Source organism: Vibrio sp. B4-6 (genome assembly GCF_963888245.1).
In the GTDB taxonomy this organism is placed as follows: Bacteria; Pseudomonadota; Gammaproteobacteria; order Enterobacterales; family Vibrionaceae; genus Vibrio; species Vibrio anguillarum.
Genome location: NZ_CAWPIM010000033.1, coordinates 365,707 through 391,755 on the forward strand (window position 1 = coordinate 365,707; position 26,049 = coordinate 391,755).

Genomic DNA, 26,049 nt, shown 5'->3' on the forward strand with positions numbered 1-26,049 from the left:
GAAACTAAACATTCTTTATCGTAAAATAGCAGCGAGTCATAAACCGCCTCGCTGCTGTTTAAATTACGAATAGATATATCGCAATGAAATATAAAAATAAAATGTAATATTCCTCAATCTACTCTTTCTGAATTGGGGCTTCTAAGTTATAAGATTCGTATATCCTAGTAATCTCTCCGGAACGACGCATTTCAGCTAAAATACTCTCTAGCTGATCGATATACTGATAGTTCGCCGATCGTTTAGGCACACTAAAAAAACGACCATTTAGGTAAATGTTTTTATAACTTATTTTCTTTAATTTAGGGTCATTTTCAAAAAGATTAAGCCCATGCTGTTCAGAGGTGATAGCAAGATCGATGCGACTAGCCTCTAGCATATTAATAATTTGTTCTACGCTAGTGACAAAACTGATTTTTAATTTGTCTGTATTTTGGTTAAATTGGTCACTATAAAAACTGCCATTGAGTGCACCAATAACAAAACCTCGGCTGACAATTTCATCAAAACTATTTGCATCAATATCCGAGTTCGTCCGAGTAAAATAAAACACCTCTCTTTCACCATACCCCATTAATAATGGGTGAAGAAACTGTTCTCTCTCTTCATCCATAGAGTGCAGAGGAATAAGATCAACTCCACCCTGTGGAGCGACACCAATGGTTCTTGCCCAAGGAACTTTTGTCCAATGGACTTTATGCCCCAACTTAAGAATAACCTGATTAATCACATCGCCACCAGGGCCTTTACACTCACCATTTTCAAAATAAAGATAGGGCTTTCTATCTCGGCAATGCCCCTCCCACGTAACATTCGCTAAAAGTGGGGCTGACATAAATAGGCTTAAGCAACCAATGATGAATATCCGTATAAACTTTATCATATCGCTTCCTTTAATTAATCAATTAATCCTAATGTTAAATACTTTTAGGAATAACTTCAGTATAGTCACTAAGTGGCAATTTTGCTTATATCTCATGAATAACGGCTCATCAATATCATCTAAGAATATACCCAATAGCAAAAATCATCCTGTCATAAAGATAACCTCAGAATATGCTCTTAAAGATGATTAAAATCCCACCAAAGTAATTTTCCCTTGGGCTAACGCCCCCATTTGGCAGGAAAAATCGACCCGTTTATCCGCTTCTTTGGCAAATAGGGTTTCGAGCTTTTCAAACGATTGAGGGATAAAACTGATATTTTTTAACTTCAAGCTTTTGCGGGTTTGATTATCAAGAAACGCTAATGCGGAAGCACTTAATACTTTCTGGCAAGTATCGAGAATATCTTTACTGACCATTTTGCTGTGTACCGCTTGTCGTAGTTGCTCTTTGGTAATGCTGGGGTTGCCTTTAGCAAAGACACAAACGGCGTAGATATCAAGCAGTGCCACCGCGCGTGGCTTTTGCGTTTCGCCATCTTCATAGACTGCCATCAAACAAGGGATTTTACTCTCATCAAACGATTGGCGACGAATATTATTCAGCACGATATCAGCACCTACCGCTCTTTTTAGCAGCTTCTCTAGCTGCGAAAGCTTTGGTAAAGCCAACTCATCTTGCAGCTCAACCATTTCATCTAATTCAATGTAGCTCTCTTCTGCTCCTTGCACTAAAGGAAGCAACTTTTGATGTAGTTCACCATCGTCAAACGGTTTCGATAACACAAACGACGCACCAGCTTCAAGCGCCTGTTTGATTTGTTGCTCATCGGCCACCGTGGTGAGCATCGCCACTTTTATCCCGAGCTTACGTTTGGTTATCGCTTGTGTCAGCTCCAGCCCCGTCATGCCGGGCATATGCCAATCTGTTAAGACAATATCTGGCTGCCAACTACCAATCAGCTTGAGTGCGGCCTTACCATTGTCTGCCTTTTGAATGGACAAACGTCGGTAGCCAAACGCCTCTAAGGCTCGTCTGACTATTTCAAGTGTCGCTTTACTGTCATCAACAATGAGAATCTTCACAGCATATTTTTCTATGTCCTAACTTGTTCAAAGTATAGGCACATTTTTTTACAACAACTAAACTTACCTGAAAATACAGCAACAAAAGTGGGTTTATGTGATGCCAATACAAGAGTTCCTCACCGAAAAGGTTTTATCGCTCTTAGCGATCGATCTCGGGCTTATTATCTTGTTGGCTTGGTTTTTTATCCTACTGCTGATCCTGCGTGAATTTAGGAAATTTGCGCATGGTTTGACTCGTAATAAAAGTGATAGCGATGAAGACACGCTTCATTTATGCCAACAAGCAGTTGAAAATGCGTTGAACTACACCGCAGAGCATAGCTCGACTCTGAATGATTTAATCATCATTCAAAAAGCGCTCGAGCAACAGGTTTCTCTCATCAAAAATTCCTCTTCTCAGGGTATTAGTGCAGAAGATCAGGCTTCAATTGATGAGCTCAATGAGAAATTGAGTAAATCGCATAAGTTGATCCGCAAACTGAAAGGCGATCTCGATAAAAGTGTGAAAGGGCTACGAGTGACTCGTAAAAAACTCTTTGCTCAAACTGATACCGTTGACAGTTTGAAAGAAGAAAAAGCCACCATCGAAAAAGAGTTTGAACAGTTAGAAGCGGAATACATCAAGATCAGTAAAGCGGGTGATTTCTACGAAATGGCAAAAAATTATCAAGCCGAGAAAAAAGAACTACTAGAGACCATTGAGAAATACAAAGAGCAAGCCAAACAAGGTGGCACTTCTATCGATGTCGAAACGATGAAAAAACAGTTGTATCACATCAGTAAAGAGAAAGATTTTATCGAACAACGCTATCTACAATTACTCGAAGAAGGAAAGAAAGAGTAGCGCTGCCGCCATTTCTGACGGCAAATTGAGACACTTATTTAACGCAAATCACATTGAGTAATGAGGAACCTTTCAGTTGACTGACTTTGCCGTTGGTAAAAAGCCCTTTTTGCGACCATCCCCAATAAGGTAAGTGCATTGGCCATTGGTTACTGTCCATCTGTTTTGAATCCAAAAGGCGTTGCCACTCTTCTTCCGTTACCAAGCGCATCGCCATTTTTTGGCAGGTTTTTTCTGCCACCTCATAGTTTAGGCGGCTCCATGCTAGGCCATGTTCCATATAGAACTGTTCATCACTCGAACGTAAATGAGGCACCACAAACTGCAAACCGTTTGCGGTGGTGCTCAAACGAATTTCAACCGCTGGCGGAACATTAAGAGCTGGCGCTTTGGTTGATGGTTTCGTTGATAATGGCGAACTCGCCATTTCCACTTGTGGTTTCGGTAAAGACTTCTTGGTGATTTGTTTTGCGGCAGACGTTGCTTGAGCGGAAGTTGTCTTTTTTATCGGCGAGCTAGACTGTGGGCGCCCTTTGACAACCTCACGAATGAAAGCTTCTTTGTAACCGGGGATTTGCTGGATAAGAGGCAGTTCTTTTTTTACTTGCTCATAATCAGTATAAGGACCGATTAAGCAACGATACGTTTTCGCTTCTGGTTTTAGCCATACATCGGTAGAAATATGGGTATAAAACGCTTTGGCTTTCAGCAAAGATAATGGCTTATTTAACACACCACACTGAATCCAAAAAGTGGATGATTGCCCTTTGGGCTTTTTCTTTCCCCATAAACCTTGCCCTATTGGGCATGCTTTATCAAGAATGGGCAGCTGATCGACAGAAGCTTGAGTCGCATCACAAAGAAAATCGTCCGCCCAAGCGGGTTGAAATAAAGCCAGCGACGCCAACACCGTTAGGCTTGATGTCACACACAGGGTCGTTTTCCGCATCAGGGTCATCATATTGAGTCCATATACTTGCTTAATAGTAGTGACAACATTACCGATTCAATGTTCCCTAGTTCAATGGATTTAGATTGGGTATAACAAAAATACTAGCAAAAAAAGAGCCGCATTTGACGGCGGCTTTTAGTTTAGGGATTTTCTTTAGCAAAAATCAATTGCCACATCACCCTTTGTAAATTTTTGGGTTAAAAACATCGCGTAGCCAGTCACCCAACAGATTGATCACCAACACTAATGTGACTAGTACAAAACCAGGGAAAGCCGTAATCCACCAAGCGCCAGAGAAGATGTAGTTAAAGCCCATGCTAATCAAAGCACCCAATGATGGCTGATCGACTGGCAAACCTAAGCCTAGGAAAGAGAGTGCCGCTTCAGACATGATCGCATTGGCAATTTGTACAGTTGAGATAACCAAAATAGGCGATAAACAGTTAGGTAAAATATGGCGAAACATGATGCGTGGCGATTTAAAACCCATCACACGAGCCGCTTCCACATACTCTTTTTTCTTCTCGGCGAGCACTGACGCACGAATTGTCCGCGCGTATTGTGGCCACTCAGCCACGCCAATAATCACCACCAGCATCACAACCGCATACTGACTATAAAATTCACTCCCAAAACTGGCTTTGAAAATTGCCGAAACAATGATCGCCACCATCATGGTTGAAAACGATAGCTGTACATCGGCAAAGCGCATCAAAAAGCTATCAATACGCCCACCAAAGTAGCCAGCGGAAAGGCCAATCACGATACCAAGTAGCAACTGTAAACCGACCGCCAAAAAGCCAATCGTCAGTGATAGACGCGAACCATACAGTATGGTCGACAAAATATCGCGCCCTTGCTCATCCGTGCCGAGAACAAAGCGCTCATCAGCTCCGTCCATCCAAGAGGGAGGTAATTCTGCATCCATCAGATCAATCGATGATAGGTCGTACGGGTTACTGGGGGCAATGAGTGGCGCAGCGACAGACAAAGTTAAGAATACCAAAAAGATGACGAAGCTGGTCATCGCCACTTTATCACGCAAGAAATAGTACAAAAAATCAGACTGTTTAAAACGCTCCCAACGAGATGGAGCAGCAGCAAATTGGCTCATGATTAAGCTCCTTTTCCAGTAAGGTTCACAGTCGGGTTAATCAGACCGTATAACAGATCGACAATGGTGTTGGTGACAACGAAAATCAGGCCAACGAATATGACGTAAGCGGTGATCAGCGGAGTATCAACTCGGTTGATCGCTTCAAGGAAAAGAAAGCCCGTACCCGGCCACTGAAAAACAGTCTCGGTTAAGATGGTGTAGGCCACCATAGTCCCAATTTGTACACCGCCGACGGTTAGCACCGGTAACATGGTATTTTTAAGGGCATGTTGGTAGTAAATTTTGTTCAATGCCAAGCCTTTAGCTTTAGCAAATTTGATGTATTCCGAGCTCAGCACTTCCAACATTTCAGAACGCACTAAACGAATAAACAGCGGCAGCATGATCGACGCCAGTGAAACACAAGGCAGCACCAAGTGTGCTAAGCCATCAGCCGTGAAAAAGCCAGATTCCCAACCCAACCAATTGGCGGTTTCCCCTCGTCCATACGACGGTAACCAACCTAACGTGATCGAAAAAACATACATCAACATAATCGCAGTTAAGAACACTGGGATAGAAATACCAATACTGCTGCCCGCCATCACCACTTTGGTAAAGAAGCTTTTGGGATGAATGGCTGTGTAAACCCCTAATGGAATGGAACAGACAATGATGATTACGGTCGCACCGAGCACAAGCTCTAACGTTGCGATTAATTTATCGAGAATAACGTCTACCGCAGGACGTTTGAAAAAGTAGGACGTGCCTAAATCACCCTGCACCGCGGCCGTAATAAAACGAGTATATTTGGCAATGAAAGGATCATTCAGTCCAAGTTCATCGCGCAGCGCTTGGCGCTCGCTTTCTGAAACAGACTGCCCAACAAGCTCACGCAATGGGTCGCCTAAGTTATCCTGAATGGCAAACGCCACCAGACTGATCACAAACATCACTATCAGTGCCTGAAACAGGCGCTTGACCAGAAACGAAAACATTCCTTGCCCCTTAAACTATCCATGATGGTTCTTTTTAAAATTGAATTAACTTTAATAGGAACGAAAAAATTCAGCCTAAAAAATGACACTCGACCCGACTGAAATAAAGCAAAGTGCAGAGATCTTAATAAGGCATCCAAGCGGATGCCTTGAGTGACTTAAGCGCCGCCCACATTACATGAGCGGCCAACTTAAGTAATTACTCGCTAACGACTAGGTCGCCGAAATAAGGGAATTCCATCGCGTTAACAATCGGTTTGATATCTAAAGTAGATTTCGCCCCCCACGCTAGGTTTTGCCAATGCAGTGGAACAAATGCTGCGTCGTTGTACAAAGTCACTTCGACTTTTTGCAGCATCTGTGCACGTTTCGCAGGATCGGTTTCTACGTTTGCCGCTTCAACCAACTTATCCACTTCTGGATTTGAGTAGTGACCACAGTTGTACTGGCCTTTACCACTCTCTTCGTTACGTGTCATGGTTAAGAACTCGGTGAAGTTTGCTGAGTCTTCAGTATCTGAGTGCCAGCCAATCATTAACAGATCCGCGGCGCACTTATCAAACTCAGGCCAATATTGCGCTTTTGGCATGGTTTTAAGATCAACCTTAATACCAATTTTCGACAACATCGCCGCTGCAGCTTGTGCAACTTTCGCATCGTTCACATAACGGTTGTTTGGCGCGATCATGGTGAGCGTCAGCCCTTTCTCATAACCAGCCTCTTTCATCAGCTCTTTCGCTTTTTTCAAATCAAAACGAGGCACAAGGTTCGCGTCATAACCAGAATAACCCGCTGGGCCTTGTTGGCCAGCTGCTGTCGCAAAACCTTTCATGATTTTGTCAACGATACCTTGGTTGTTGATGGCATGAACAATGGCTTGACGCACGCGAACATCTTTCAGTGCTTCATTGCTGTTTTGGTTCATTTGGAAAGTGATGATGCGCGTACCCGGCAAGGTCACAAGATCAATACCTTTGGCTTCTTCCACACGTTTATGATCGTTTGGCGCAACAGGTGCAATCATATCCACATCACCCGAAAGGAGCGCCGCAACACGAGTGGCATCTTCTTTAATCGGCACTAGGGTCAGTTTGTCTACGTTGCCTTTTGATGCGCTATCCCAATAATCTTTAAAGCGTTCAAATTCCACTTTTACGCCTTGTTCGCGGAAAGTCACTCTAAATGGGCCAGTACCAGAAACGTTGGTCGAAGCAAACGAGTTACCGTGCTTCACAATTTCAGATTTCTCTTTACCATCAGCCGCTTTGCCCGAATAGAACTTGCTGTCCATAGGGAAGATGTAGGTTGCGGTTTGCAGAACCAGAGGATAAGCGCCTTTGGATACGATCTCGACGGTGTAATCATCTACTTTGACCATCTTTTCATACGGTTCAAAAATAGCTTTGAAATCAGGAGAATCTTGTAAACGATCGAACGTCCAGACCACATCGTCTGCCGTCATTTCGTTACCAGAATGGAATTTTACCCCTTTGCGCAGCATAAAACGGAACGTTGTATCGTTGACACGTTCCCATTTTTCAGCAAGGCGAGGTTCAAAATCAAATGTCTGGGTGTAACGAACGAGAGGATCAAACACCATGTGAGACATTTGTAGCGTACCACCAGATAGCTGCTCATGCGGGTCAAGTGACACTGGGTCAGCATCATAAGCGACGGTAATATTGGCCGCGCTAGCTGCAAAGCTTAAGCCTGCCGCCATCAAAGCTACTGTTAGTTTGCTTTTCATGGTTTTCATTGCATAACTCCTTATGCGGGAATCCAAATCCCTAGTTGTTGTAATTGCTTCTGTTTATTCATTCCAAGCACGCTTGGTCATGATATCTCTATCTGTAACTTTTTTGGCTTACGCCGTTACTGCATCTTCTCTTAAGCCCGTAAACTCAGGCATTAAAGAAATCAAATGCTGGCTGTATTGGTGTTGAGGTGACTTAAACAACTGCTCTGTAGGGGCGACCTCCAGTAAGGTCCCCATTTGCATGACCCCGACACGATCGCACATTTGGCGGATCACAGGTAAATCATGGCTGATGAACAGCATGGTCAAATTGAGCTCATCTTGCAGATCTTTCAATAGGTTTAAGATCTGCGCTTGCACAGACACGTCGAGCGCGGACGTAGGTTCATCACAAATCAATAAGCGAGGACGCGTGGCGAGTGCGCGAGCAATCGAAATACGTTGACGTTGACCGCCGGAAAACTCGTGCGGATATTTCACTCCCGCCATCTTACCTAGGCCTACGTGCTCTAAAAGATCATGCACAATTTGCCGTGTTTCCGCTTCGCTACGGGTTAATTTATGAAAATGAATCGGCTCGGCAATGATATCGAAAATCTTCATTCTCGGATTCATTGAGGTATAAGGGTTTTGAAACACCATCTGCATCTGGCGGCGCATCGGACGGCGCTCGTTTTCCGATTTCAGCGCAGTAAGATCAATTCCTTCAAAACAGACTTTGCCTGAGTTTGGAACGTACAGACCCGCAATCACGCGTGCGATGGTTGATTTACCGGAACCTGATTCCCCAACCAAACCAAAAGTTTCCCCTTCAAACACCTCAAAACTGACGTCATTTGAAGCTTGGACATATTCACGGCGACTTTCAAACAATGAGTCTTTGGTCGTAAAGCGTAAATTCACGTTTTCTACTGTCAGCAGTGGGCCTGTGTATTGGCGATTATCTTGGCTCTGACCTAACCAATGGTTTTTAACATCCAGTGGTTTTAACTCACTTGCCTCTTCGATATAGCTCACCAGCGGAAAGCGATCGAGTTTTTTATCTGAACGAGGAACGGCGGAAATCAAACTGCGCGTATAGGAGTGATCCGGAGCGCCCAACACTTTAGCTGTCGGTCCAAATTCAACCAAGTCACCGCGATACATCACCGCGACGCGATCCGTCACATTCGAGACCACACCCATATCATGGGTGACCAGCATACAACCAACATTGTTTTTAATGCATAGCTCGCGGATGAGGCTCAAGATTTGATCTTGAATAGAAACGTCTAATGCAGTGGTCGGTTCATCGGCAATAATAAGATCAGGTTCACCCGCCAGCGCAATGGCAATCACAACACGTTGACGCATGCCACCAGAGAATTGGTGTGGGTACTGCTTCAAACGGTTTTCAGGCTGAGGAATACCTACTTGCTTCATCAAAGAAAGTGCACGTTGATACGCTTCTTCCTCAGTCACTTTCATATTGGCGTGGATGGTTTCTGTCAGTTGATGTTCAACAGTAAATAGCGGATTAAGCGACGTCATTGGGTCTTGAAAAATAAAGCCAATTTTAGAGCCGCGAACTTGGCGCATCTGCTCAGGCGATAGGCCTGAAATCTTCTCACCATCTAAGAACACATCGCCACTGGCAATGAGACCGGGTGGGCTCAATAAATCGATAACCGCGTTACCTACGGTCGATTTTCCGGCGCCTGATTCTCCCACAACCCCAACAATTTCACCCCTCTCGATATTAAACGAAAGCGATTTCACAGCAACGTGAACACCATGACGCGATGGGTATTCAATACGCAGGTTTTTTACTTCTAAAAGTGACATCCCAGACCTCTACGACTTGAGCAGTGTTGTGCCCTGTCTGTAACTACCTTTGAACAACAAAGCGTTCAAAGGTAGTAAAAATGAATCCATTCATACCAGTACAATATTCTGGTAATTAACAAGGCCATCAATTTGGCAAATATTTCACAGAAAAGCAACATCGATAGGATAAAAAGTCGATATCAAATCAAACCAAAGCAGTAACATCGTATTTTTATGCACCACATATGCATTAATCATTGGTATGACCAATATTCTAGCACGCAGTAACATACCCCAAAACATAGACGTTAAGCCTAAGAAAACGCCAATTTACCATGCATTCTAAAAATGAATGCAGAATAAAATTTCAAATTATATTGCGGCATATCACGTAACACATTAGAAACAAAAACCAGAATAACCAACAAAATGCCAGACTAAAAACCAATGATAAAGCAGAAAAGCAGTGAATTCATCTGAACAAAAAATTTAGGGTTTAGCCTTTAAACATGATAATTCACTGACTTAATGAGATAGGAGTCAATAAGGAATCGAACATTGAATAGAGAGAATGGTCTTTCGACTGAGGCTTTTTAAGGTGGTCGGTGAAGAGCCCGGTTTTGAAAATCAGACAAACCCCACTTTGGCTCTCATTACCTTGATTAAGGCTCCAAACATCAGATATTAAAAAGCCCCAGTCTTTCGACCAAGGCTTTTTAAGATGGTCGATGAAGAGCCCGGTTTTGAAGATCAGACGAACCCCACTTTGGCTCTCATTACCTTGATTAAGGCTCCAAACATCAGATATTAAAAAGCCCCAGTCTTTCGACTGAGGCTTATTAAGGTGGTCGGTGAAGAGGGATTCGAACCCCCGACCCTCTGGTCCCAAACCAGATGCGCTACCAAGCTGCGCTATTCACCGATATATCTCTTTATTCTCGATTTTCACCAAGAACGGAAACCGAAGTTACCGAATAATGGGGTGGCTAACGAGACTTGAACTCGCGACAACCGGAATCACAATCCGGGGCTCTACCAACTGAGCTATAGCCACCATCAAACTTTGCAATAACCGCTTGCTTGCCGTTATTTTTCTTTTCATTTTTAACCAATGAGAAGAAAAGAAAAGTGGTCGGTGAAGAGGGATTCGAACCCCCGACCCTCTGGTCCCAAACCAGATGCGCTACCAAGCTGCGCTATTCACCGATACAAATTCATTTTTTGGAATAAACGAGAGAGAACTCTCTGCTCCGCTATTCCTAACATCATGATGCACTATCAAACTAGTCTATTCATCGATGTAAATCTTTTTTCTCGACTTTCACCAAGAAAGGAAACCGAAGTTACCAAATAATGGGGTGGCTAACGAGACTTGAACTCGCGACAACCGGAATCACAATCCGGGGCTCTACCAACTGAGCTATAGCCACCACTGTTTTGCCAATTTGCTACTTATTTACATAAGCATCCGGATGGCGCGCCCGAAAGGATTCGAACCTTCGACCTTTGGCTCCGGAGGCCAACGCTCTATCCAGCTGAGCTACGGGCGCATGCCCTATCGGCGGAGTGGAATAATACGGAGTTCACACTAGGGCGTCTAGTACTTTTTCAACTTTTTTTATCGTTTGACGCCTTTTTCATCAGATAACCATTATTACCTCTATAATAAGGATGTGACTCACCCCTTGAAGATCGCAACTTGTTGTTTATTGCAACAACTTATCGGGATATAATCACCCAATATTTACATTGATTTAACAGCTTGAATGGCTTTTAAATCAGCCACACTCTAAATCTAAATATAAATAGGTAAGCATGAACTTACCTTTGGAATATAAAGTGAGTTTAATGGATATGTCTCGACGAATCATAAGCGTGTTATTCGCTGCTTTAACCTTTTCTAGTGTTGCATTGGCAACCAGCCAAGCTGAATACGATGCCATTGCTGATCGCATTAAACCTGTAGGTGATGTTTACTTAGCGGGTAGTGAACCCGTTGCGGCAGAGCCGACAGGCCCTCGTGATGGCGCGCAAGTTTATGGTACATTCTGTATCGCTTGCCACTCTACAGGCATCAGTGGCGCACCTAAAATTGGCAATGCCGAAGAGTGGGCTCCACGTATCGCCCAAGGTAAAGATGTATTGAAAAATCATGCACTGCAAGGCTTTAATGCCATGCCAGCTAAAGGAACCTGTATGGATTGCTCTGACGACGAAATCGTTGCCGCCATTGAGCATATGATTGCAGGTCTTTAATACATTAAGTCCTATAAAACAAAGGGTTGGCTTTAATTCCAAACCTTTGTTTTTATTATTTTTTAAGCACTATTTCTTAAACATGGCAGCGCGCAAATTAGCAATATGACTTTGCCCTTTCGCCATGCGCTCTTCTTGACTTACTGGCTTTTTGCTCTGTTCCCACTCAACATCGTCAAAGGGTAATTCATCCAAAAAGCGACTTTGTGTGGGTTTAAGCAGTTCCCCGTATTGACGACGTTCTTTACACATAGTGAAAGTCAGTTCTCGCTGCGCGCGAGTTATCCCGACATACATCAAACGACGTTCTTCTTCGACGTTGTCCTCATCGATACTGGTTTGATGAGGAAGAATACCTTCTTCAGTGCCAATCAAATAAACGTAAGGAAATTCAAGACCTTTCGATGCATGTAGTGTCATCAACTGAACGGCATCACTCTCATCCTCTTCTTCACTTCGCTCCATCATGTCGCGTAGGGTTAAGCGCTGTACAACTTCTTTGAGCGATTTTTCTTGTTGGTCATAGTTGTCACCTTCAAGGTCGGCAACAATCCAAGAATAGAGATCAGAGACGTTTTTCATACGCATTTCGGCCGCTTTGGGGCTGGAAGAGGTTTCATACAGCCAATCTTCATAATGAATATCTCGGACTAATGATCGCACCGCTTCAACGGTATTGCCTCGTTCAGCTTGATCTGAGATAGCTACTAACCATTGCGTAAACTGACGCAAGTTGTCGAGCCCTCTTCCAGACAAATGATGCTCTAAGCCAAGTTCAAAACTGGCCGAAAACAAGCTTTTGCCACGCATATTGGCGTAACTACCCAATTTCTCTAACGTGACTGGGCCAATTTCTCGTTTTGGCGTGTTCACAATGCGTAAAAAAGCATTGTCATCGTCAGGATTCACCAACACTTTGAGGTAAGCCATGATGTCTTTAATTTCGGCTCTGGCAAAAAATGACGTTCCACCGGATAACTTATAAGGCACGCGGTTTTGCAGCAGCGATTTTTCAATTAAGCGTGACTGATGATTACCGCGGTACAATATCGCGTAATCACGATATTCGGTGCGATTGAGAAATTTATGCGCAATCAGTTCACCAGTGACCCGCTCCGCTTCATGATCTTCATTTTTCGCCAGCAGAACTTTGAGTTTTTCACCCTCAGGGATCTCAGAAAAAAGCGTTTTCTCATACACGTGTGGGTTGTTGGCAATCAGAATATTGGCCGCTCTCAAAATACGGCTGGTTGAACGGTAGTTCTGCTCAAGCTTAATCAGTTTAAGATTTGGGTAATCTTGCCCCAGCAACACGAGGTTTTGCGGTTTCGCCCCTCGCCAAGAATAGATGGATTGATCATCATCACCCACCACGGTTAAACGGCCACGTTCTCCAACCAACAATTTCACTAACTCGTATTGACTGGTATTGGTATCTTGATATTCATCCACCAGCAAGTAGCGAATGCGGTTTTGCCAACGCTGACGAACTTCGGCGTTGTTTTGCAATAACAGCACCGGCATTAAAATAAGATCATCAAAATCGAGCGCGTTATACGCTTTCATTTGCTTTTGATAAAGATCGAAGCAGTAAGCAAACAGCTGTTGTTGTTCACCTTGAGCAAAACCTTTCGCTTGCTCTGGCGTCAACATATCGTTCTTCCAGTTGGAGATGGTGCTGAGTAATTGGCGCAGCAGATCTTTATCGCCCTCGAGCTGTTTCTCTGTCAACTCTTTGAGCAGCGCAAGCTGATCTTGGTCGTCAAACAGAGAGAACCCCGCTTTCAAGCCCAAAAATTTATATTCCCGACGGATAATATTGAGGCCTAAAGTATGAAATGTGGAAACGAGCAGCCCTTTTGACTCAGCTTTTCCAAGCGTTTGTGCTACCCGCGCCTTCATTTCTCGAGCGGCTTTGTTAGTAAATGTAACGGCAGCAATGTTGCGCGCTTTATAATCACACTGTTGAACCAAGTAAGCGATCTTGTTGGTAATTACGCGCGTTTTACCCGAGCCAGCCCCCGCCAATACTAGACATGGGCCCGATACATATTTGACGGCTTCGTCTTGTCTTGGATTCAGCTTCATGAGGTACTCGTATCACTTTTATTTGGGCCGTCTATGATAATGCCGCGCTTTACTGATTACTACGTCATTCACCATAAGATTTTTGTCATTTTACTACACTAGTGTATTGCATAAGGGGCTATAGTTTGGTCTATAATGAATGAACGTTCATTCACTGTGGGATGTCAGCATGTCTAACTGTATTCACGTGGATAAGTACCAGCAGATATTGGTGGCTGCTGAAAAGCTGATCGCTGAATCTGGATTTCAAGGCTTATCGATGCACAAATTAGCCAAAGAAGCCGGTGTCGCAACGGGAACAATTTACCGTTACTTTGATGACAAAGATCATCTTCTTGTGACAGTTCGCTTACACGTTTGTCAGCATATTGCTGACGCGGTGCAAGCCAATATTGATGATGAGATGCCTTTGAAAGAACGCTTTAAAATGATGTGGCTTAATATCTGGGAATTAGCACAATCAAGCAGTGCAACACTCAGCAACCGAGTTCAATATGAATCATTGCCAACAACAATCAGTTGCAATGTTAAGGAACTTGAGCGAAAAATGTTTGCCAAAGTGGATTTACTATTTGATCAAGGTAAAGAGCAGGGATTATTCAAGCCGTTGGATAACCAGATTTTGTCTGCTTTAAGCTTCGAAACAACGGTCGCCCTTGCCCGTAAAAAAGCGATGGAATGTTATCAACTGGATGACAGCGCACTCAGTGCTGTGATTGACGCCAGTTGGGATGCAATTACTCAACACTAACTTGGAGTTCTGACTAGAATGAAAAAGTGGACATTCTTTATGTTACTTATCGCCTTCCTACTGTTTGGTAGCGTGATAGGTTTTAATCTGTTTAAACAACAAAAAATTGCCGAATTCATGGCCAACCGTCCTGAACCTGAATTTCCAGTGACAGTGACTGATGTAACTCCTGTTGATTGGATCCCAGTGATTGAAGCGATTGGTTTTATTGAACCCAATCAAGGCGTGACACTGACATCTGAAACAAGTGGCGTGATCGATAAGATTTCATTTGAATCAGGGACACAAGTTGAGGAAGACCAACCTTTAGTTTTGCTTGATTCTGCGGTTGAGAAAGCGAATTTAAAAAGCTCACAAGCTCGCCTACCTGCTGCAAAAGCGAAATACGAACGCTATAAAGGTCTATTCGCTAAAGGGTCGATTTCAAAAGAAGCTTATGATGACGCCGAAGCAAACTACTACTCTTTGTCTGCAGATATTGAAAGTTTAAAAGCTTCCATTGATCGTCGTGAAATCAAAGCTCCCTTTGCTGGTGTGGTGGGTATCCGTAATGTGTATTTAGGCCAATACCTACAGCCAGGCACCGATATTGTTCGCTTGGAAGATACCAGTGTAATGCGTCTGCGCTTTACCGTTCCACAAACGGATATTTCACGTATTTCATTAGGCCAGCAAGTGGATATTTTTATCGATGCTTATCCTAATGCAGCGTTTACAGGATCCATTACTGCGATTGAGCCTGCCGTTAGCGTTCAAAGTGGTTTAATCCAAGTGCAAGCCGATATTCCAAATAGTGACGGTAAACTACGCAGCGGTATGTTTGCTCGTGCCAACATCATCCTGCCGAAATTAGAAAACCAAGTCACGCTTCCTCAAACCGCCATTACCTTCACCCTGTATGGTGATAATGTTTACGTGTTGAAAGAAGAAGATGGCGTTAAACGAATAGAGCAGCGCGTTGTAAAAGTAGGTGAACGCAAAGGTGCTGTGGCGCATATTTTAGAGGGTGTACAAGATGGAGACATCGTGGTCACTTCAGGTCAAGTGCGCTTAAGTAACCATTCGAAAGTTCGGGTAGTCGAAAGTAATGCGACTACACCACCTGCTGAAACACCGATGCTGTAATTGGAGGAATCATGCGTTTTACTGATGTTTTTATAAAACGTCCAGTGCTCGCGGTATCGATCAGCTTTTTGATAGCTCTGCTTGGTTTTCAAGCTATTTTCAAAATGCAGGTTCGTGAATACCCTGAAATGACGAATACCGTTGTTACAGTGAGTACAGGCTATTACGGTGCAAGTGCCGACTTAATCCAAGGTTTTATCACTCAACCTTTGGAACAAGCAGTCGCACAAGCCGACAACATTGATTATATGACTTCTTCTTCGGTATTGGGTAAATCAACGATTACCGTAACGATGAAGCTCAATACCGATCCCAACGCTGCACTTTCAGATGTGTTAGCAAAAACGAACTCGGTACGCTCACAGCTTCCTAAAGAGGCCGAAGATCCGACGGTAACTATGTCTACCGGCTCAACCACCGCGGTGCTGTATATTGGTTTCACTAGTGATGAACTTAGTTCAAGCCAAATTACTGACTATCTTGAGCGTGTATTTAACCCTCAAATATTCACTGTCAACGGCGTCTCTAAGATTGACTTGTATGGTGGCATGAAATACGCCCTTCGCATTTGGCTTGATCCAGCAAAAATGGCAGGACTACAGCTCACTGCGGGCGATGTGATGAACGTGCTGAATGCCAACAACTATCAATCAGCAACAGGACAAGCCACTGGCGAATTCGTGCTGTATAACGGTAGTGCCGATACGCAAGTGTCAAATGTCGATGAGCTGAAAAACCTGGTGGTTAAAACGGGCGACGGCAATGTTATTCGCCTAGGTGATATTGCAAACGTCACGCTAGAAAAAAGCCATGATGTTTACCGCGCAAGTGCAAACGGCCGAGAAGCGGTTGTAGCAGCCATCAACGCAGCACCTAGCGCAAACCCAATCAACATTGCTCAAGATGTGTTGGATCTGTTACCGCAGTTAAAGCGTAATCTACCAAGTAACATCGAAATGAACGTGATGTATGACTCCACGGTGGCGATCAATGAATCGATCCACGAGGTCATAAAAACCATCGCTGAAGCCGCCTTGATCGTACTTGTCGTCATTACTCTATTCCTAGGCTCTTTACGTGCCGTTATCATCCCGATTGTTACCATTCCACTATCCTTAGTTGGTGTTGCTATGGTAATGCAGGGAATGGGCTTCTCATGGAACTTGATGACACTGCTAGCGATGGTATTGGCTATCGGCCTTGTGGTGGATGATGCAATCGTTGTACTAGAAAACGTTGACCGCCACATTAAGTTGGGTGAATCACCATTTCGTGCCGCGATTATTGGTACTCGTGAAATCGCCGTTCCGGTAATTGCGATGACGCTGACACTGGGCGCCGTTTATGCACCGATAGCGATGATGGGTGGCATAACAGGCTCACTCTTTAAAGAGTTTGCACTCACACTGGCTGGTGCTGTATTTGTTTCAGGTATTGTTGCACTGACACTTTCACCCATGATGTGCTCTAAAATGCTTAAAGCGCACGAAGAGCCCAACAAGTTTGAACAAAAAGTGCATGGATTGCTTGATTCAATGAGTAACCGCTACGCGAAATTACTCGAGAAAGTAATGCAGCGCCGTCCTGTCGTGATTGCCTTTGCGGTGATCGTGTTTGCCAGCCTGCCTATGCTGTTCAAATTCATTCCAAGTGAGCTTGCCCCTTCTGAAGATAAAGGCGTGGTCATGTTAATTGGTACGGGTTCTTCGAATGCGAACTTGGACTATTTACAAAACACCATGAATGACGTGAATACGATTCTGTCTGAACAGCCAGAAGTCCAGTTTGCTCAAGTCTTTACCGGTGTTCCAAGCTCCAACCAAGCGTTTGGTATTGCCTCGATGGTACCTTGGAGTGAACGCCAGGCAAGCCAAGCTGAGGTTGCCACTCGAGTCGGCACCTTAGTGCAAGATATTCCAGGCATGGCCGTGACGGCCTTCCAAATGCCTGAACTTCCCGGCGCAGGCTCTGGATTGCCAATTCAATTTGTCATCACTACACCCAATAGCTTTGAAAGTTTGTTTGCTATTGCCACTGAAGTGCTAACAGAAGTAAAAGCAAGCCCGATGTTTGTGTACTCCGATTTAGACCTCAATTACGATTCTGCGACGATGAAAATCAATATCGACAAAGATAAAGCTGGGGTTTATGGCATCACGATGAAGGATATTGGCACGACATTAGGGACCATGATGGCGGATGGCTATGTCAACCGCATCGATCTCAATGGCCGCTCTTATGAAGTGATCCCACAGGTTGAACGTAAATATCGCCTCAACCCTGAATCGATGAATCACTACTTTGTGCGTGCCGTTGACGGAAAAATGATCCCATTAGGAAGCCTAATTACCATTGATGTGATTGCAGAGCCGCGCTCACTGCCGCACTTTAACCAGCTAAACTCGGCAACCGTCGGAAGTGTACCGGGCCCAGGAGTTGCAATGGGTGATGCGATTACGTGGTTTGAGGATGTTGCCGCGACTAAACTGCCCGCAGGCTACAACCACGATTATATGGGTGAAGCGCGTCAATACGTGACTGAGGGAAGCGCACTCTACGCGACCTTTGGTTTGGCACTCGCCATCATCTTCTTGGTACTGGCGATTCAATTTGAGTCGTTAAAAGATCCATTGGTTATCATGGTATCTGTTCCTCTCGCCATTTGCGGAGCATTAATTGCACTGGCTTGGGGCGCAGCAACCATGAACATCTACTCGCAAGTAGGGTTGATTACACTGGTTGGTCTTATCACCAAGCACGGTATTCTTATTTGTGAAGTGGCGAAAGAAGAGCAGCTACACCATAACAAGTCTCGCATCGAAGCGGTGATGGAGGCAGCCAAAGTGCGTCTTCGCCCAATTCTAATGACGACAGCAGCGATGATTGCAGGTTTGATCCCGTTGATGTACGCAACGGGTGCAGGTGCAGCTCAGCGCTTTAGTATTGGTATTGTGATTGTGGCAGGTCTTGCGATTGGTACACTATTTACGCTATTCGTACTGCCTGTAATTTACAGCTATCTAGCCGAAAAACATAAGCCACTGCCTGTGTTTGTTGAGGATAAAGACCTCGAAAAGCTAGCCAGAGTTGACGAGGCCAAAGCAGCACAACGCCGACTCGCTGAAAATAAATAACACAATATAATTAAGACTGCTTCAAAAAAGGCCACCTCAGTGGCCTTTTTCTTACCTTGAATAACGACATTTTCAGCTCAATTGCTTAGAATGGAAACAAACTGACAGGAGTGTAAGCCGCTATGTTTGACCCTAAAAAACTTGAGCAAATTGCCAAACAAATTCACGATTCAATGCCTCAACCTGTAAAAGATTTGGGTGCCGACGTTGATCAAAAAATCCGCCAAGTGATCCAAGGCCAATTAAATAAATTGGACGTGGTGAGCCGTGAAGAATTTGATGTACAGACTCAAGTATTGATGCGTACTCGCCAAAAGCTCTCTGAGATGGAGCAAAAATTGGCCGAGCTAGAAGCGAAAATCACCGCCAAATAATATTGCCCGGTTGAGATAAAAATTTCCCAATAAAAAAGGCTTGGTCAACGGCGACCAAGCCTTTTGTTTTATATTGTGTTTATTTTTGTATTTATTCTCTCCAGTCAGTCTGGAGCTTTACGTCATCATTCTCGTCATTGAAAAGGAGCGAACTCTCGGCCCCTTCTTAACCACCGGAAGGTTAATTAGCCTTTAGCCACCGACAGCGATGCGTTTCATATCTGTCATGTAACCACGCAACTCTTCACCGATGTACTCAACCGGATGGTTACGAAGAATTTCGTTCACTTCAATCAAGGTCGCGTTATCAACGAAATTCGAGCTTTCACCAAGGCCTTTACCAATCACATCAGTAGATACTTTTGGCATGAACTTTTCGCGCAGTAACGGTGTTGCGACATTGGCAAACAGGTAATTACCATACTCTGCTGTATCAGAAATAACCACGTTCATTTCATACAAACGCTTACGTGCTACTGTGTTGGCAATCAGTGGCAGCTCATGCAGGGATTCATAGTAAGCTGACTCTTCAACAATACCGGAAGCCGTCATAGCTTCAAATGCCAGCTCAACCCCAGCGCGAACCATGGCAATCATCAAAATACCTTTGTCGAAGTACTCTTGCTCAGTGATCTGTACATCAGACTGTGGGTAGTTTTCAAACGCAGTTTCACCGGTTTCAGCACGCCAGCCCAGCAAATCAGCATCATCGTTGGCCCAGTCAGCCATCATAGTGCTAGAGAAATGACCAGAAATAATGTCATCCATATGTTTGTTGTACAGTGGGCGCATCAAGTCTTTAAGCTCTTCAGACAGCTCAAACGCTTTGATTTTTGCTGGGTTTGATAGGCGATCCATCATGTGAGTGATGCCACCAAATTTCAGCGCTTCGGTTACCGTTTCCCAACCGTATTGCAGCAGTTTACCTGCGTAACCTGGGTCAATACCTTCTGCTACCATCTTCTCATAGCACACAATCGAACCCGCTTGTAGCATGCCGCACAAGATGGTTTGCTCGCCCATAAGGTCCGATTTTACTTCGGCAACGAAAGAGGATTCCAAACAGCCAGCACGATGACCGCCCGTTCCCGCCGCCCAAGCTTTTGCGATATCCCAACCTTCACCTTGAGGGTCATTTTCTGGGTGAACAGCAAGCAAAGTCGGCACGCCGAAACCACGCTTATACTCTTCACGCACTTCGGTTCCCGGGCACTTAGGCGCCACCATCACAACCGTGATGTCTTTACGGATCTGCATCCCTTCTTCAACCACGTTGAAACCGTGAGAATACCCTAATGCTGCACCTTTTTTCATCAGCGGCATGATGGTTTCGACAACATTGCTGTGCTGTTTATCTGGCGTTAGGTTAATGACCAAGTCTGCTTGAGGGATGAGCGTTTCATAGCTACCCACTTCAAAACCGTTCTCTTTAGCATTTTTATAGGACTGACGCTGTTCGTCGATCGCTGCTTGACGCAATGCATAAGAGACATCAAGGCCAGAGTCTCGTAAATTCAGGCCTTGGTTTAAACCTTGTGCACCACAACCGACAATCACCACTTTCTTACCTTTGAGGTACTCGGCTTCGCTTTCAAACTCAGAGCGATCCATAAAGCGGCAACGACCAAGTTGGTCAAGTTGTTGGCGTAGATTTAGGGTATTGAAATAGTTAGCCATGTTAGCGCTCTCCTTTAAAGATTCTTTCCATCAGGTCGGTTTCTAGAACCGAATAAACTGATACTAAAGCAGACATCAAGTTGCTTAAAGTGATATATTCACAATTAGTTATTGCAATTTATGCAACGTGATGTGATTAACTTATGAACATTAAAAACCTGCAGATGTTTATCCATCTGTGTGAGAGTAAAAACTTCAGTAAGACCGCCGCCGCGATGCACATCAGCCCATCCGCGCTCAGCCGGCAGATCCAGAAGCTGGAAGAAGAAACTAGCCAAAGCTTATTTGTGCGTGATAATCGTAGCGTTGAGCTAACGCCAGCAGGCAGTAAACTGGTTCCTGTTGCACTCAAAATCATTACAGAGTGGCAGCAATATAACGTACAAATGAAAAACCAAAACAGCGTATTACAAGGGGAAATTCGTTTGTTTTGCTCAGTTACCGCCAGCTATAGTCACCTGCCTCAGTTACTGTCCGATTTTCGAGTTCGCCATCCGTATATTGAGTTCAAACTCTTGACTGGCGATCCTGCTCAAGCGATTGATAAGATTTTGAATGATGAAGCGGATATTGCCATTTCGGCCATGCCCGAACAGCTACCAGCTCGCGTTGAATTTGAAACGATTGGTGAAATACCCTTATCGGTGATCGCGCCGCTCGGGATCAGTAGCTTTATCGAACAACTGCAAAATGACACACCCGATTGGTCAGTTGTCCCTTTTATTGTTCCTGAAGCAGGAACGGCAAGAGATAGAGCCAATGCATGGTTTAAAAAAATGAAGATCAAACCCAATATTTACGCGCAGAGCTCAGGGCATGAAGCGATTGTCAGCATGGTCGCGCTCGGTTGCGGTATCGGCATTGCGCCGGATGTAGTGATCAACAATAGCCCGGTGAGAGATAAGATCCAGCGCCTTAAATTAGCCCCCGTAAAACCATTTCAGCTCGGTGTGTGCTGCAAACGCTCACAGCTTGATAACCCATTAATCAAAGCATTGTGGGATGTTGCAGCGAATAAATACCTGACGCCATAACTCATCCCTCTTTTCAAAGAAAAAGCCACTGACGAGCAGTGGCTTTTTGATTCATGGTAAGGGCGTTAAATTACCCGCGAAAATTGTTGCTGACGAGCACGAACACGCAAGTATTTATCAAAGCACATGCAGATGTTGCGGATCAACAACCGCCCGCGCAAAGTAACGCGGATCTCTTTTTCATCGACTTCCACTAACTCATCATCAATAAAAGTTTGTAGTAACTCAAGATCTTGCTTGAAGTAGTGATTAAACGTCACGTTAAACTGTGCTTCAATTTGGCTTTTATCCAGTTTGAAATTGCAGATAAGCTGCTTGATCACTTCGCGACGAAGTAAGTCATCACTATCCAGTGCCACCCCTTTCCAGAGTGCATGACGTAACTCATTAACTTGCTCATAGTATTTTTTCAGCTCTTTTTGGTTCTGCGCATACGCATCCCCAATCATTGAAATGGCTGAGACACCAAAGCCAACTAAGTCGCAGTTACCTTGCGTGGTATAACCTTGAAAATTGCGATGTAAAATGCCTTCACGCTGCGCGACGGCCAACTCATCATTGGGCAGAGCAAAATGGTCCATGCCAATGAACTGATAACCAGCACCCGTTAAGGTCGCGATCGTGTCTTGTAATATGGCCAGTTTTTCTTCCGCCGTAGGTAGATCTTCATCTTTAATCTTACGCTGCGCAGCAAACAGCTGCGGCATGTGCGCGTAGTTAAATACCGACAATCGCCCCGGCTTCATCTCCAACACTTGCGCTAATGTTTTAGCAAAAGAGCCTTTAGTCTGCTTAGGCAAGCCGTATATGAGATCAAGGTTGGTTGAGCGAAAACCCAGTTGTTTAGCTCGTTCCGCCATAGCAAAAATAAAGGTTTCATCTTGCTCGCGGTTCACCAGCTTTTGCACTTCTTTGTTGAAATCTTGTACGCCGATGCTCAGGCGGTTAAATCCTTCGCTGCGCAGGTGATCAAGCATCTCTAACTCAATTTCACGCGGATCAACTTCAATACTGATTTCTGCGTCATTTTCAAAGCGGAACTCACCACGCAAAATGGCCATTAAACGGCTAATTTGCAATTGAGTTAAAAAGGTTGGTGTGCCGCCACCGAAATGCAGTTGTGTGACTCTACGGTCATGCAGCAAAGAGGCTCGTTGGCGAATCTCATGTTCGAGCACATCCAAATAGTCGTCGGCTTTATGCGAATGACGGGTAATCACCTTATTACAACCACAGTAGTAACAAAGTTTGTGACAAAACGGGATATGAATATAAAGCGAAAGTGGCCTGTCAGGGTATTGGGCACACGCCATATCATAATCGGCAATAGTAAATGCTTCATGGAATTCAAGTGCTGTAGGATAAGAGGTATAACGCGGGCCTGAATAGTTATACTTATCTAAAACAGCTTGATCCCATACGATCTGTTGGCTGGGTACGACTTGCGAAGACATGCTGTGCTTTCCGTTCGAAACTTTGACGGGCTATTTTGCCACATGACAATGATGGACGTCGGGTGACAAAACGAAATTTGTGTATAAATGTTCTAAACTGCTAACGCGATCACTCACTCGAAAGAGGCAGTCGAGCCATTACATCATTTGAATCGGAATTTGACTATTCAAAGGGGCAATGCGTTTTTGCAGAACTTTTAACTCTTCAACAATCGCATCCATTAAACGGGCCTCCGCCTTTTGGCGCACTAAGTTATGCTTCATTCGCTCTTGTTTAGCGAGTTGGCTGCGCTCTTCGCCACGCGGCATATCCTTCACTATATAATACAGTTCGGAAATAGCGGGATACGAACTATCAAAGTCGATTCTCTGTTCGCCTTGAACATAATCCATAATGCAGTAGACACGGATGCTGATCTCGGAGAGATCACATTGGCCTTGAATCCCAGCCATGCAAAGCGTATTTACGCTATCAAAAATATTTGCATTGCGTTTTTCAATGGCCAATGTTTGATGTTGAAGCTGCAAATCCTTTTGCTTTTTCAGTTGCAGCAGAAGGTAACCAGCGTAAGACGCTAAGCCGAGAATAATGATTCCACCAGCAATGGCTAACAAGGTTACATTCATGGCACTTTCTATCCTTTTAAATCATTTAGGTCGAAGCCTTCAAAATCTGATAATAAATCATCATCTGAACGTGATTTTTTGGCACTACCGCCAGTCACGATTGGCTCGAAAACATCTTCTTGCTCTTCAGCATACAGACCAAGTTGCTTCATCAGTGCTTCAATACGATCGAGTTTCTCATCAACGTATTTTTGTAAGCCAGCACCTAGGTTTTCGCCATTATCAATACGATCGAGCAACACGTTCAATTGCGCATCATTTTCCAGCATTTCGAGCTCTTGCTCAGCCGACAAACGACGCTCTTGCTTGGTCATTTTCTTCGCTGGCTCAACCACCAGAGGAATTTTTTTCTTGCTGCCTAAACGTGGATCGCGCGCTTTAGCGGCTTCTCGCTGCTGCTGATCTGAACCATCGGAATGGCGGCTACCCGCTTTCAGACCTTTCTGTTTTTTAACTCGCTTACGCAAACGGCCTTCAACATCTGCCTCACTGCGATTACGCGTGACAATCACGTCGCCTTCACCGGCTGAACCCGGCTTTCTCGATTTTTTACTACGGCTCATTACTGGGGTTTCCTCAGTAAAATTACATCATTACCAATAAATTCAAGTTCAAGCTCATCCCGCTTGGCCAAGTACTGGAAGGTTTCACGACTAAAAAAGATCACATGTGTGAGATCATTTTTGTAGTGCCACCCAGCAAACGCCTCCACGTCTTTGACTAGTTTGGTCATTAACCCAATCCAGCCTCCTGGCTTAACTAAATTTAACCATTGCTGCCAAACTTGGTGCGGCTTATGTAAATGCTCAATCACTTCAGTGGCAGTCATAAAATCATAGGTCGCCTGCAACACCTTTTCATCTGGATGAAAAAAGATATCGTATAACGACATTGTGTGCCCAGCCTCTTCCAACATAATGGATAAGGTTGGCCCCGGCCCACAACCAAAATCTAACCCGTTAGATGCCGGAGAAAGCCTCTCCAACATCGGCGCACAAACGCGTGACAAAAACTGACGATAACCCCTATCCTGCGGGTTATTTTCATGCAAATCATAAAATGCTTTTTCCGCTTTTTCGTCAAGACGATGTTCAGGGCTAACAAACACAAGTGCACAGTGTTGGCACTGCAGATAAGGGCGAACTTTATCGGCAAAATAAGGAACTATTTGTTCACTAAAACATAATGGGCAAATGTGCATGTAACATCCTCAAACAGGGATGCGCAACATACCAGAAAGTGGCATTAGAGTGGAGAGTCAGCGCGTATTTTTTCACCAGCTAGGCAAAAAAAGATAAAAAAAGCGATAGGTAAGCCGATCATTGAGCAAAAAATTACGTTTTCTTCAGCACAAAAGAAAACGCCCTAGCTCAGTGCTAAGGCGTTTTCAAACAACAGTGCTCGAACGGTGTAGGGTTTAGTGAAGGCCGCCAACGTATTTAGAAAGTATTTCGATGTCAGTGTCGCTGAGCTTTTTCGCGACATCACGCATCATGGCATTCATATCATTATTACGAGCGTCATCGCGGAATTTTTGCAGTTGAGCTTTGATGTAGTCAGCATGCTGACCAGAAATTTTAGGGAAACCTGAAAGCTCAGTACCATTACCACGCGGACCATGACACGCAATACAAGCGGTTAAACCACGCTCTGCATCACCTGCGCTATAAAGTGCTTTTCCTTTCACTGCAACGTCTTCAGGCGTTGAGTTCGCTGAAATAGTTTGTGATGCAAAATACGCTGCAAGATCAGCTATATCTTCGTCGCTAAGAGGCATCGCCATGGCACTCATTACGGGATCGTAACGACCTTGTTTGCCACCGCTTGTCATTCCTAGCTTGAGATCATGCAATTGCTTCTCTATGTATTTCTCATGCTGACCAGCAATTTTAGGATAGATTGTAAGTAGACTATTGCCATCAGCACTGTGACAGGCAACACACGTTTGGGATTTTGCTTTACCAGCTTCAATGCTGCCTTGGGCCCACACTGAGCAGCTGGCTAAAAGACTCAAGATTAGCGCTAATTTCTTCATGACATTCCATTTATAATTATCAAGCTTCCAGTACCACTTTGCAGTTGCTACTCACTCTCAGTGGCGACTC

The 26,049-nt window shown here is 44.3% G+C and carries 21 protein-coding genes and 5 tRNA genes; 7 read left to right on the forward strand and 19 right to left on the reverse strand.

Going from position 1 to position 26,049, the window contains the following annotated elements:
- Positions 1 to 118 precede the first annotated feature (118 nt).
- Together AACV20_RS10985 and AACV20_RS10990 are read right to left on the reverse strand one after the other, a co-directional pair.
- Positions 119 to 883, reverse strand: coding sequence for a substrate-binding periplasmic protein (locus AACV20_RS10985; protein ID WP_017049808.1), 765 nt, complete (start codon positions 881 to 883; stop codon positions 119 to 121).
- 189 nt (positions 884 to 1,072) lie between these two features.
- Positions 1,073 to 1,969: a response regulator gene (locus AACV20_RS10990; RefSeq protein ID WP_047688459.1), complete on the reverse strand. Its 897-nt coding sequence runs from the start codon at positions 1,967 to 1,969 to the stop codon at positions 1,073 to 1,075.
- Positions 1,970 to 2,066: 97 nt separating this feature from the next.
- Between AACV20_RS10990 and AACV20_RS10995 the strand changes: the two genes are divergently transcribed.
- Positions 2,067 to 2,816, forward strand: a complete 750-nt coding sequence (locus tag AACV20_RS10995; RefSeq protein ID WP_170907289.1) for a chromosome partitioning protein ParA — start codon at positions 2,067 to 2,069, stop codon at positions 2,814 to 2,816.
- Between the two features lie 34 nt (positions 2,817 to 2,850).
- On the opposite strand, the gene AACV20_RS11000 is transcribed toward AACV20_RS10995, so the two are convergent.
- The 10 genes from AACV20_RS11000 to AACV20_RS11045 all read right to left on the reverse strand — a co-directional run bounded on the left by AACV20_RS11000 (position 2,851) and on the right by AACV20_RS11045 (position 10,974).
- Positions 2,851 to 3,777, reverse strand: a complete 927-nt coding sequence (locus AACV20_RS11000; protein ID WP_017046674.1) for an SPOR domain-containing protein — start codon at positions 3,775 to 3,777, stop codon at positions 2,851 to 2,853.
- A gap of 166 nt (positions 3,778 to 3,943) precedes the next feature.
- The gene (locus AACV20_RS11005) at positions 3,944 to 4,882 is read right to left on the reverse strand and encodes an ABC transporter permease (protein ID WP_010319654.1); all 939 of its coding nucleotides are present in this window, start codon (positions 4,880 to 4,882) and stop codon (positions 3,944 to 3,946) included.
- A 2-nt stretch (positions 4,883 to 4,884) separates the two neighbouring features.
- On the reverse strand, positions 4,885 to 5,862 hold the full coding sequence (locus AACV20_RS11010) for an ABC transporter permease (protein ID WP_013855660.1): 978 nt from the start codon (positions 5,860 to 5,862) through the stop codon (positions 4,885 to 4,887).
- Positions 5,863 to 6,061: 199 nt separating this feature from the next.
- Entirely contained in the window at positions 6,062 to 7,618 is a 1,557-nt protein-coding gene (locus tag AACV20_RS11015) for an ABC transporter substrate-binding protein (protein WP_026029171.1), read from the reverse strand.
- 108 nt (positions 7,619 to 7,726) lie between these two features.
- Complete coding sequence (locus AACV20_RS11020; RefSeq protein WP_170907290.1) at positions 7,727 to 9,442, reverse strand: dipeptide ABC transporter ATP-binding protein; 1,716 nt, start codon at positions 9,440 to 9,442, stop codon at positions 7,727 to 7,729.
- Between the two features lie 827 nt (positions 9,443 to 10,269).
- Positions 10,270 to 10,346: transfer RNA gene (locus tag AACV20_RS11025), tRNA-Pro, on the reverse strand.
- Positions 10,347 to 10,402: 56 nt separating this feature from the next.
- Positions 10,403 to 10,478, reverse strand: a tRNA-His gene (locus AACV20_RS11030).
- A 75-nt stretch (positions 10,479 to 10,553) separates the two neighbouring features.
- Positions 10,554 to 10,630: transfer RNA gene (locus AACV20_RS11035), tRNA-Pro, on the reverse strand.
- 148 nt (positions 10,631 to 10,778) lie between these two features.
- Positions 10,779 to 10,854 (reverse strand) — tRNA-His (locus AACV20_RS11040).
- A gap of 43 nt (positions 10,855 to 10,897) precedes the next feature.
- Positions 10,898 to 10,974, reverse strand: a tRNA-Arg gene (locus AACV20_RS11045).
- 298 nt (positions 10,975 to 11,272) lie between these two features.
- On the opposite strand from AACV20_RS11045, the gene AACV20_RS11050 reads away from it, so the two are divergent.
- Positions 11,273 to 11,680: a c-type cytochrome gene (locus AACV20_RS11050; protein WP_088718017.1), complete on the forward strand. Its 408-nt coding sequence runs from the start codon at positions 11,273 to 11,275 to the stop codon at positions 11,678 to 11,680.
- A gap of 69 nt (positions 11,681 to 11,749) precedes the next feature.
- Here the strand turns inward: AACV20_RS11050 and rep are convergent, their stop codons facing one another.
- The gene (rep, locus tag AACV20_RS11055) at positions 11,750 to 13,768 is read right to left on the reverse strand and encodes a DNA helicase Rep (RefSeq protein ID WP_017048508.1); all 2,019 of its coding nucleotides are present in this window, start codon (positions 13,766 to 13,768) and stop codon (positions 11,750 to 11,752) included.
- Between the two features lie 139 nt (positions 13,769 to 13,907).
- Here rep and AACV20_RS11060 point away from each other — a divergent pair, with 139 nt between their 5' ends.
- From AACV20_RS11060 to ubiK, 4 genes are all read left to right on the forward strand, one after another.
- On the forward strand, positions 13,908 to 14,519 hold the full coding sequence (locus tag AACV20_RS11060) for a TetR/AcrR family transcriptional regulator (RefSeq protein WP_013855653.1): 612 nt from the start codon (positions 13,908 to 13,910) through the stop codon (positions 14,517 to 14,519).
- An 18-nt stretch (positions 14,520 to 14,537) separates the two neighbouring features.
- Positions 14,538 to 15,644, forward strand: a complete 1,107-nt coding sequence (locus AACV20_RS11065) for an efflux RND transporter periplasmic adaptor subunit (RefSeq protein WP_170907291.1) — start codon at positions 14,538 to 14,540, stop codon at positions 15,642 to 15,644.
- Positions 15,645 to 15,655: 11 nt separating this feature from the next.
- On the forward strand, positions 15,656 to 18,778 hold the full coding sequence (locus AACV20_RS11070) for a multidrug efflux RND transporter permease subunit (protein ID WP_013855651.1): 3,123 nt from the start codon (positions 15,656 to 15,658) through the stop codon (positions 18,776 to 18,778).
- 122 nt (positions 18,779 to 18,900) lie between these two features.
- Positions 18,901 to 19,152, forward strand: coding sequence for a ubiquinone biosynthesis accessory factor UbiK (gene ubiK / locus AACV20_RS11075; protein ID WP_170907292.1), 252 nt, complete (start codon positions 18,901 to 18,903; stop codon positions 19,150 to 19,152).
- Positions 19,153 to 19,344: 192 nt separating this feature from the next.
- On the opposite strand, the gene ilvC is transcribed toward ubiK, so the two are convergent.
- On the reverse strand, positions 19,345 to 20,829 hold the full coding sequence (ilvC, locus tag AACV20_RS11080; RefSeq protein ID WP_013855650.1) for a ketol-acid reductoisomerase: 1,485 nt from the start codon (positions 20,827 to 20,829) through the stop codon (positions 19,345 to 19,347).
- Between the two features lie 143 nt (positions 20,830 to 20,972).
- Here ilvC and ilvY point away from each other — a divergent pair, with 143 nt between their 5' ends.
- Entirely contained in the window at positions 20,973 to 21,863 is an 891-nt protein-coding gene (gene ilvY, locus AACV20_RS11085; RefSeq protein WP_013855649.1) for an HTH-type transcriptional activator IlvY, read from the forward strand.
- Between the two features lie 65 nt (positions 21,864 to 21,928).
- Here the strand turns inward: ilvY and hemN are convergent, their stop codons facing one another.
- The 5 genes from hemN to AACV20_RS11110 all read right to left on the reverse strand — a co-directional run bounded on the left by hemN (position 21,929) and on the right by AACV20_RS11110 (position 25,979).
- Positions 21,929 to 23,317 carry an oxygen-independent coproporphyrinogen III oxidase gene (gene hemN, locus AACV20_RS11090; RefSeq protein ID WP_170907293.1) on the reverse strand — a complete coding sequence of 463 codons (1,389 nt, stop codon included), beginning with the start codon at positions 23,315 to 23,317 and terminating at the stop codon, positions 21,929 to 21,931.
- Between the two features lie 138 nt (positions 23,318 to 23,455).
- Positions 23,456 to 23,944, reverse strand: a complete 489-nt coding sequence (locus AACV20_RS11095) for a DUF2489 domain-containing protein (RefSeq protein ID WP_013855647.1) — start codon at positions 23,942 to 23,944, stop codon at positions 23,456 to 23,458.
- An 8-nt stretch (positions 23,945 to 23,952) separates the two neighbouring features.
- Positions 23,953 to 24,507 (reverse strand): Der GTPase-activating protein YihI, encoded by a 555-nt coding sequence (yihI, locus tag AACV20_RS11100; protein WP_013855646.1) that lies wholly within the window; start codon positions 24,505 to 24,507, stop codon positions 23,953 to 23,955.
- Positions 24,507 to 25,145, reverse strand: coding sequence for a class I SAM-dependent methyltransferase (locus AACV20_RS11105; RefSeq protein ID WP_013855645.1), 639 nt, complete (start codon positions 25,143 to 25,145; stop codon positions 24,507 to 24,509). Before AACV20_RS11105 ends, yihI begins: the two co-directional genes overlap by 1 nt.
- Before the next feature lie 216 nt (positions 25,146 to 25,361).
- Entirely contained in the window at positions 25,362 to 25,979 is a 618-nt protein-coding gene (locus AACV20_RS11110) for a c-type cytochrome (protein ID WP_013855644.1), read from the reverse strand.
- Between the last annotated feature and the right edge of the window lie 70 nt (positions 25,980 to 26,049).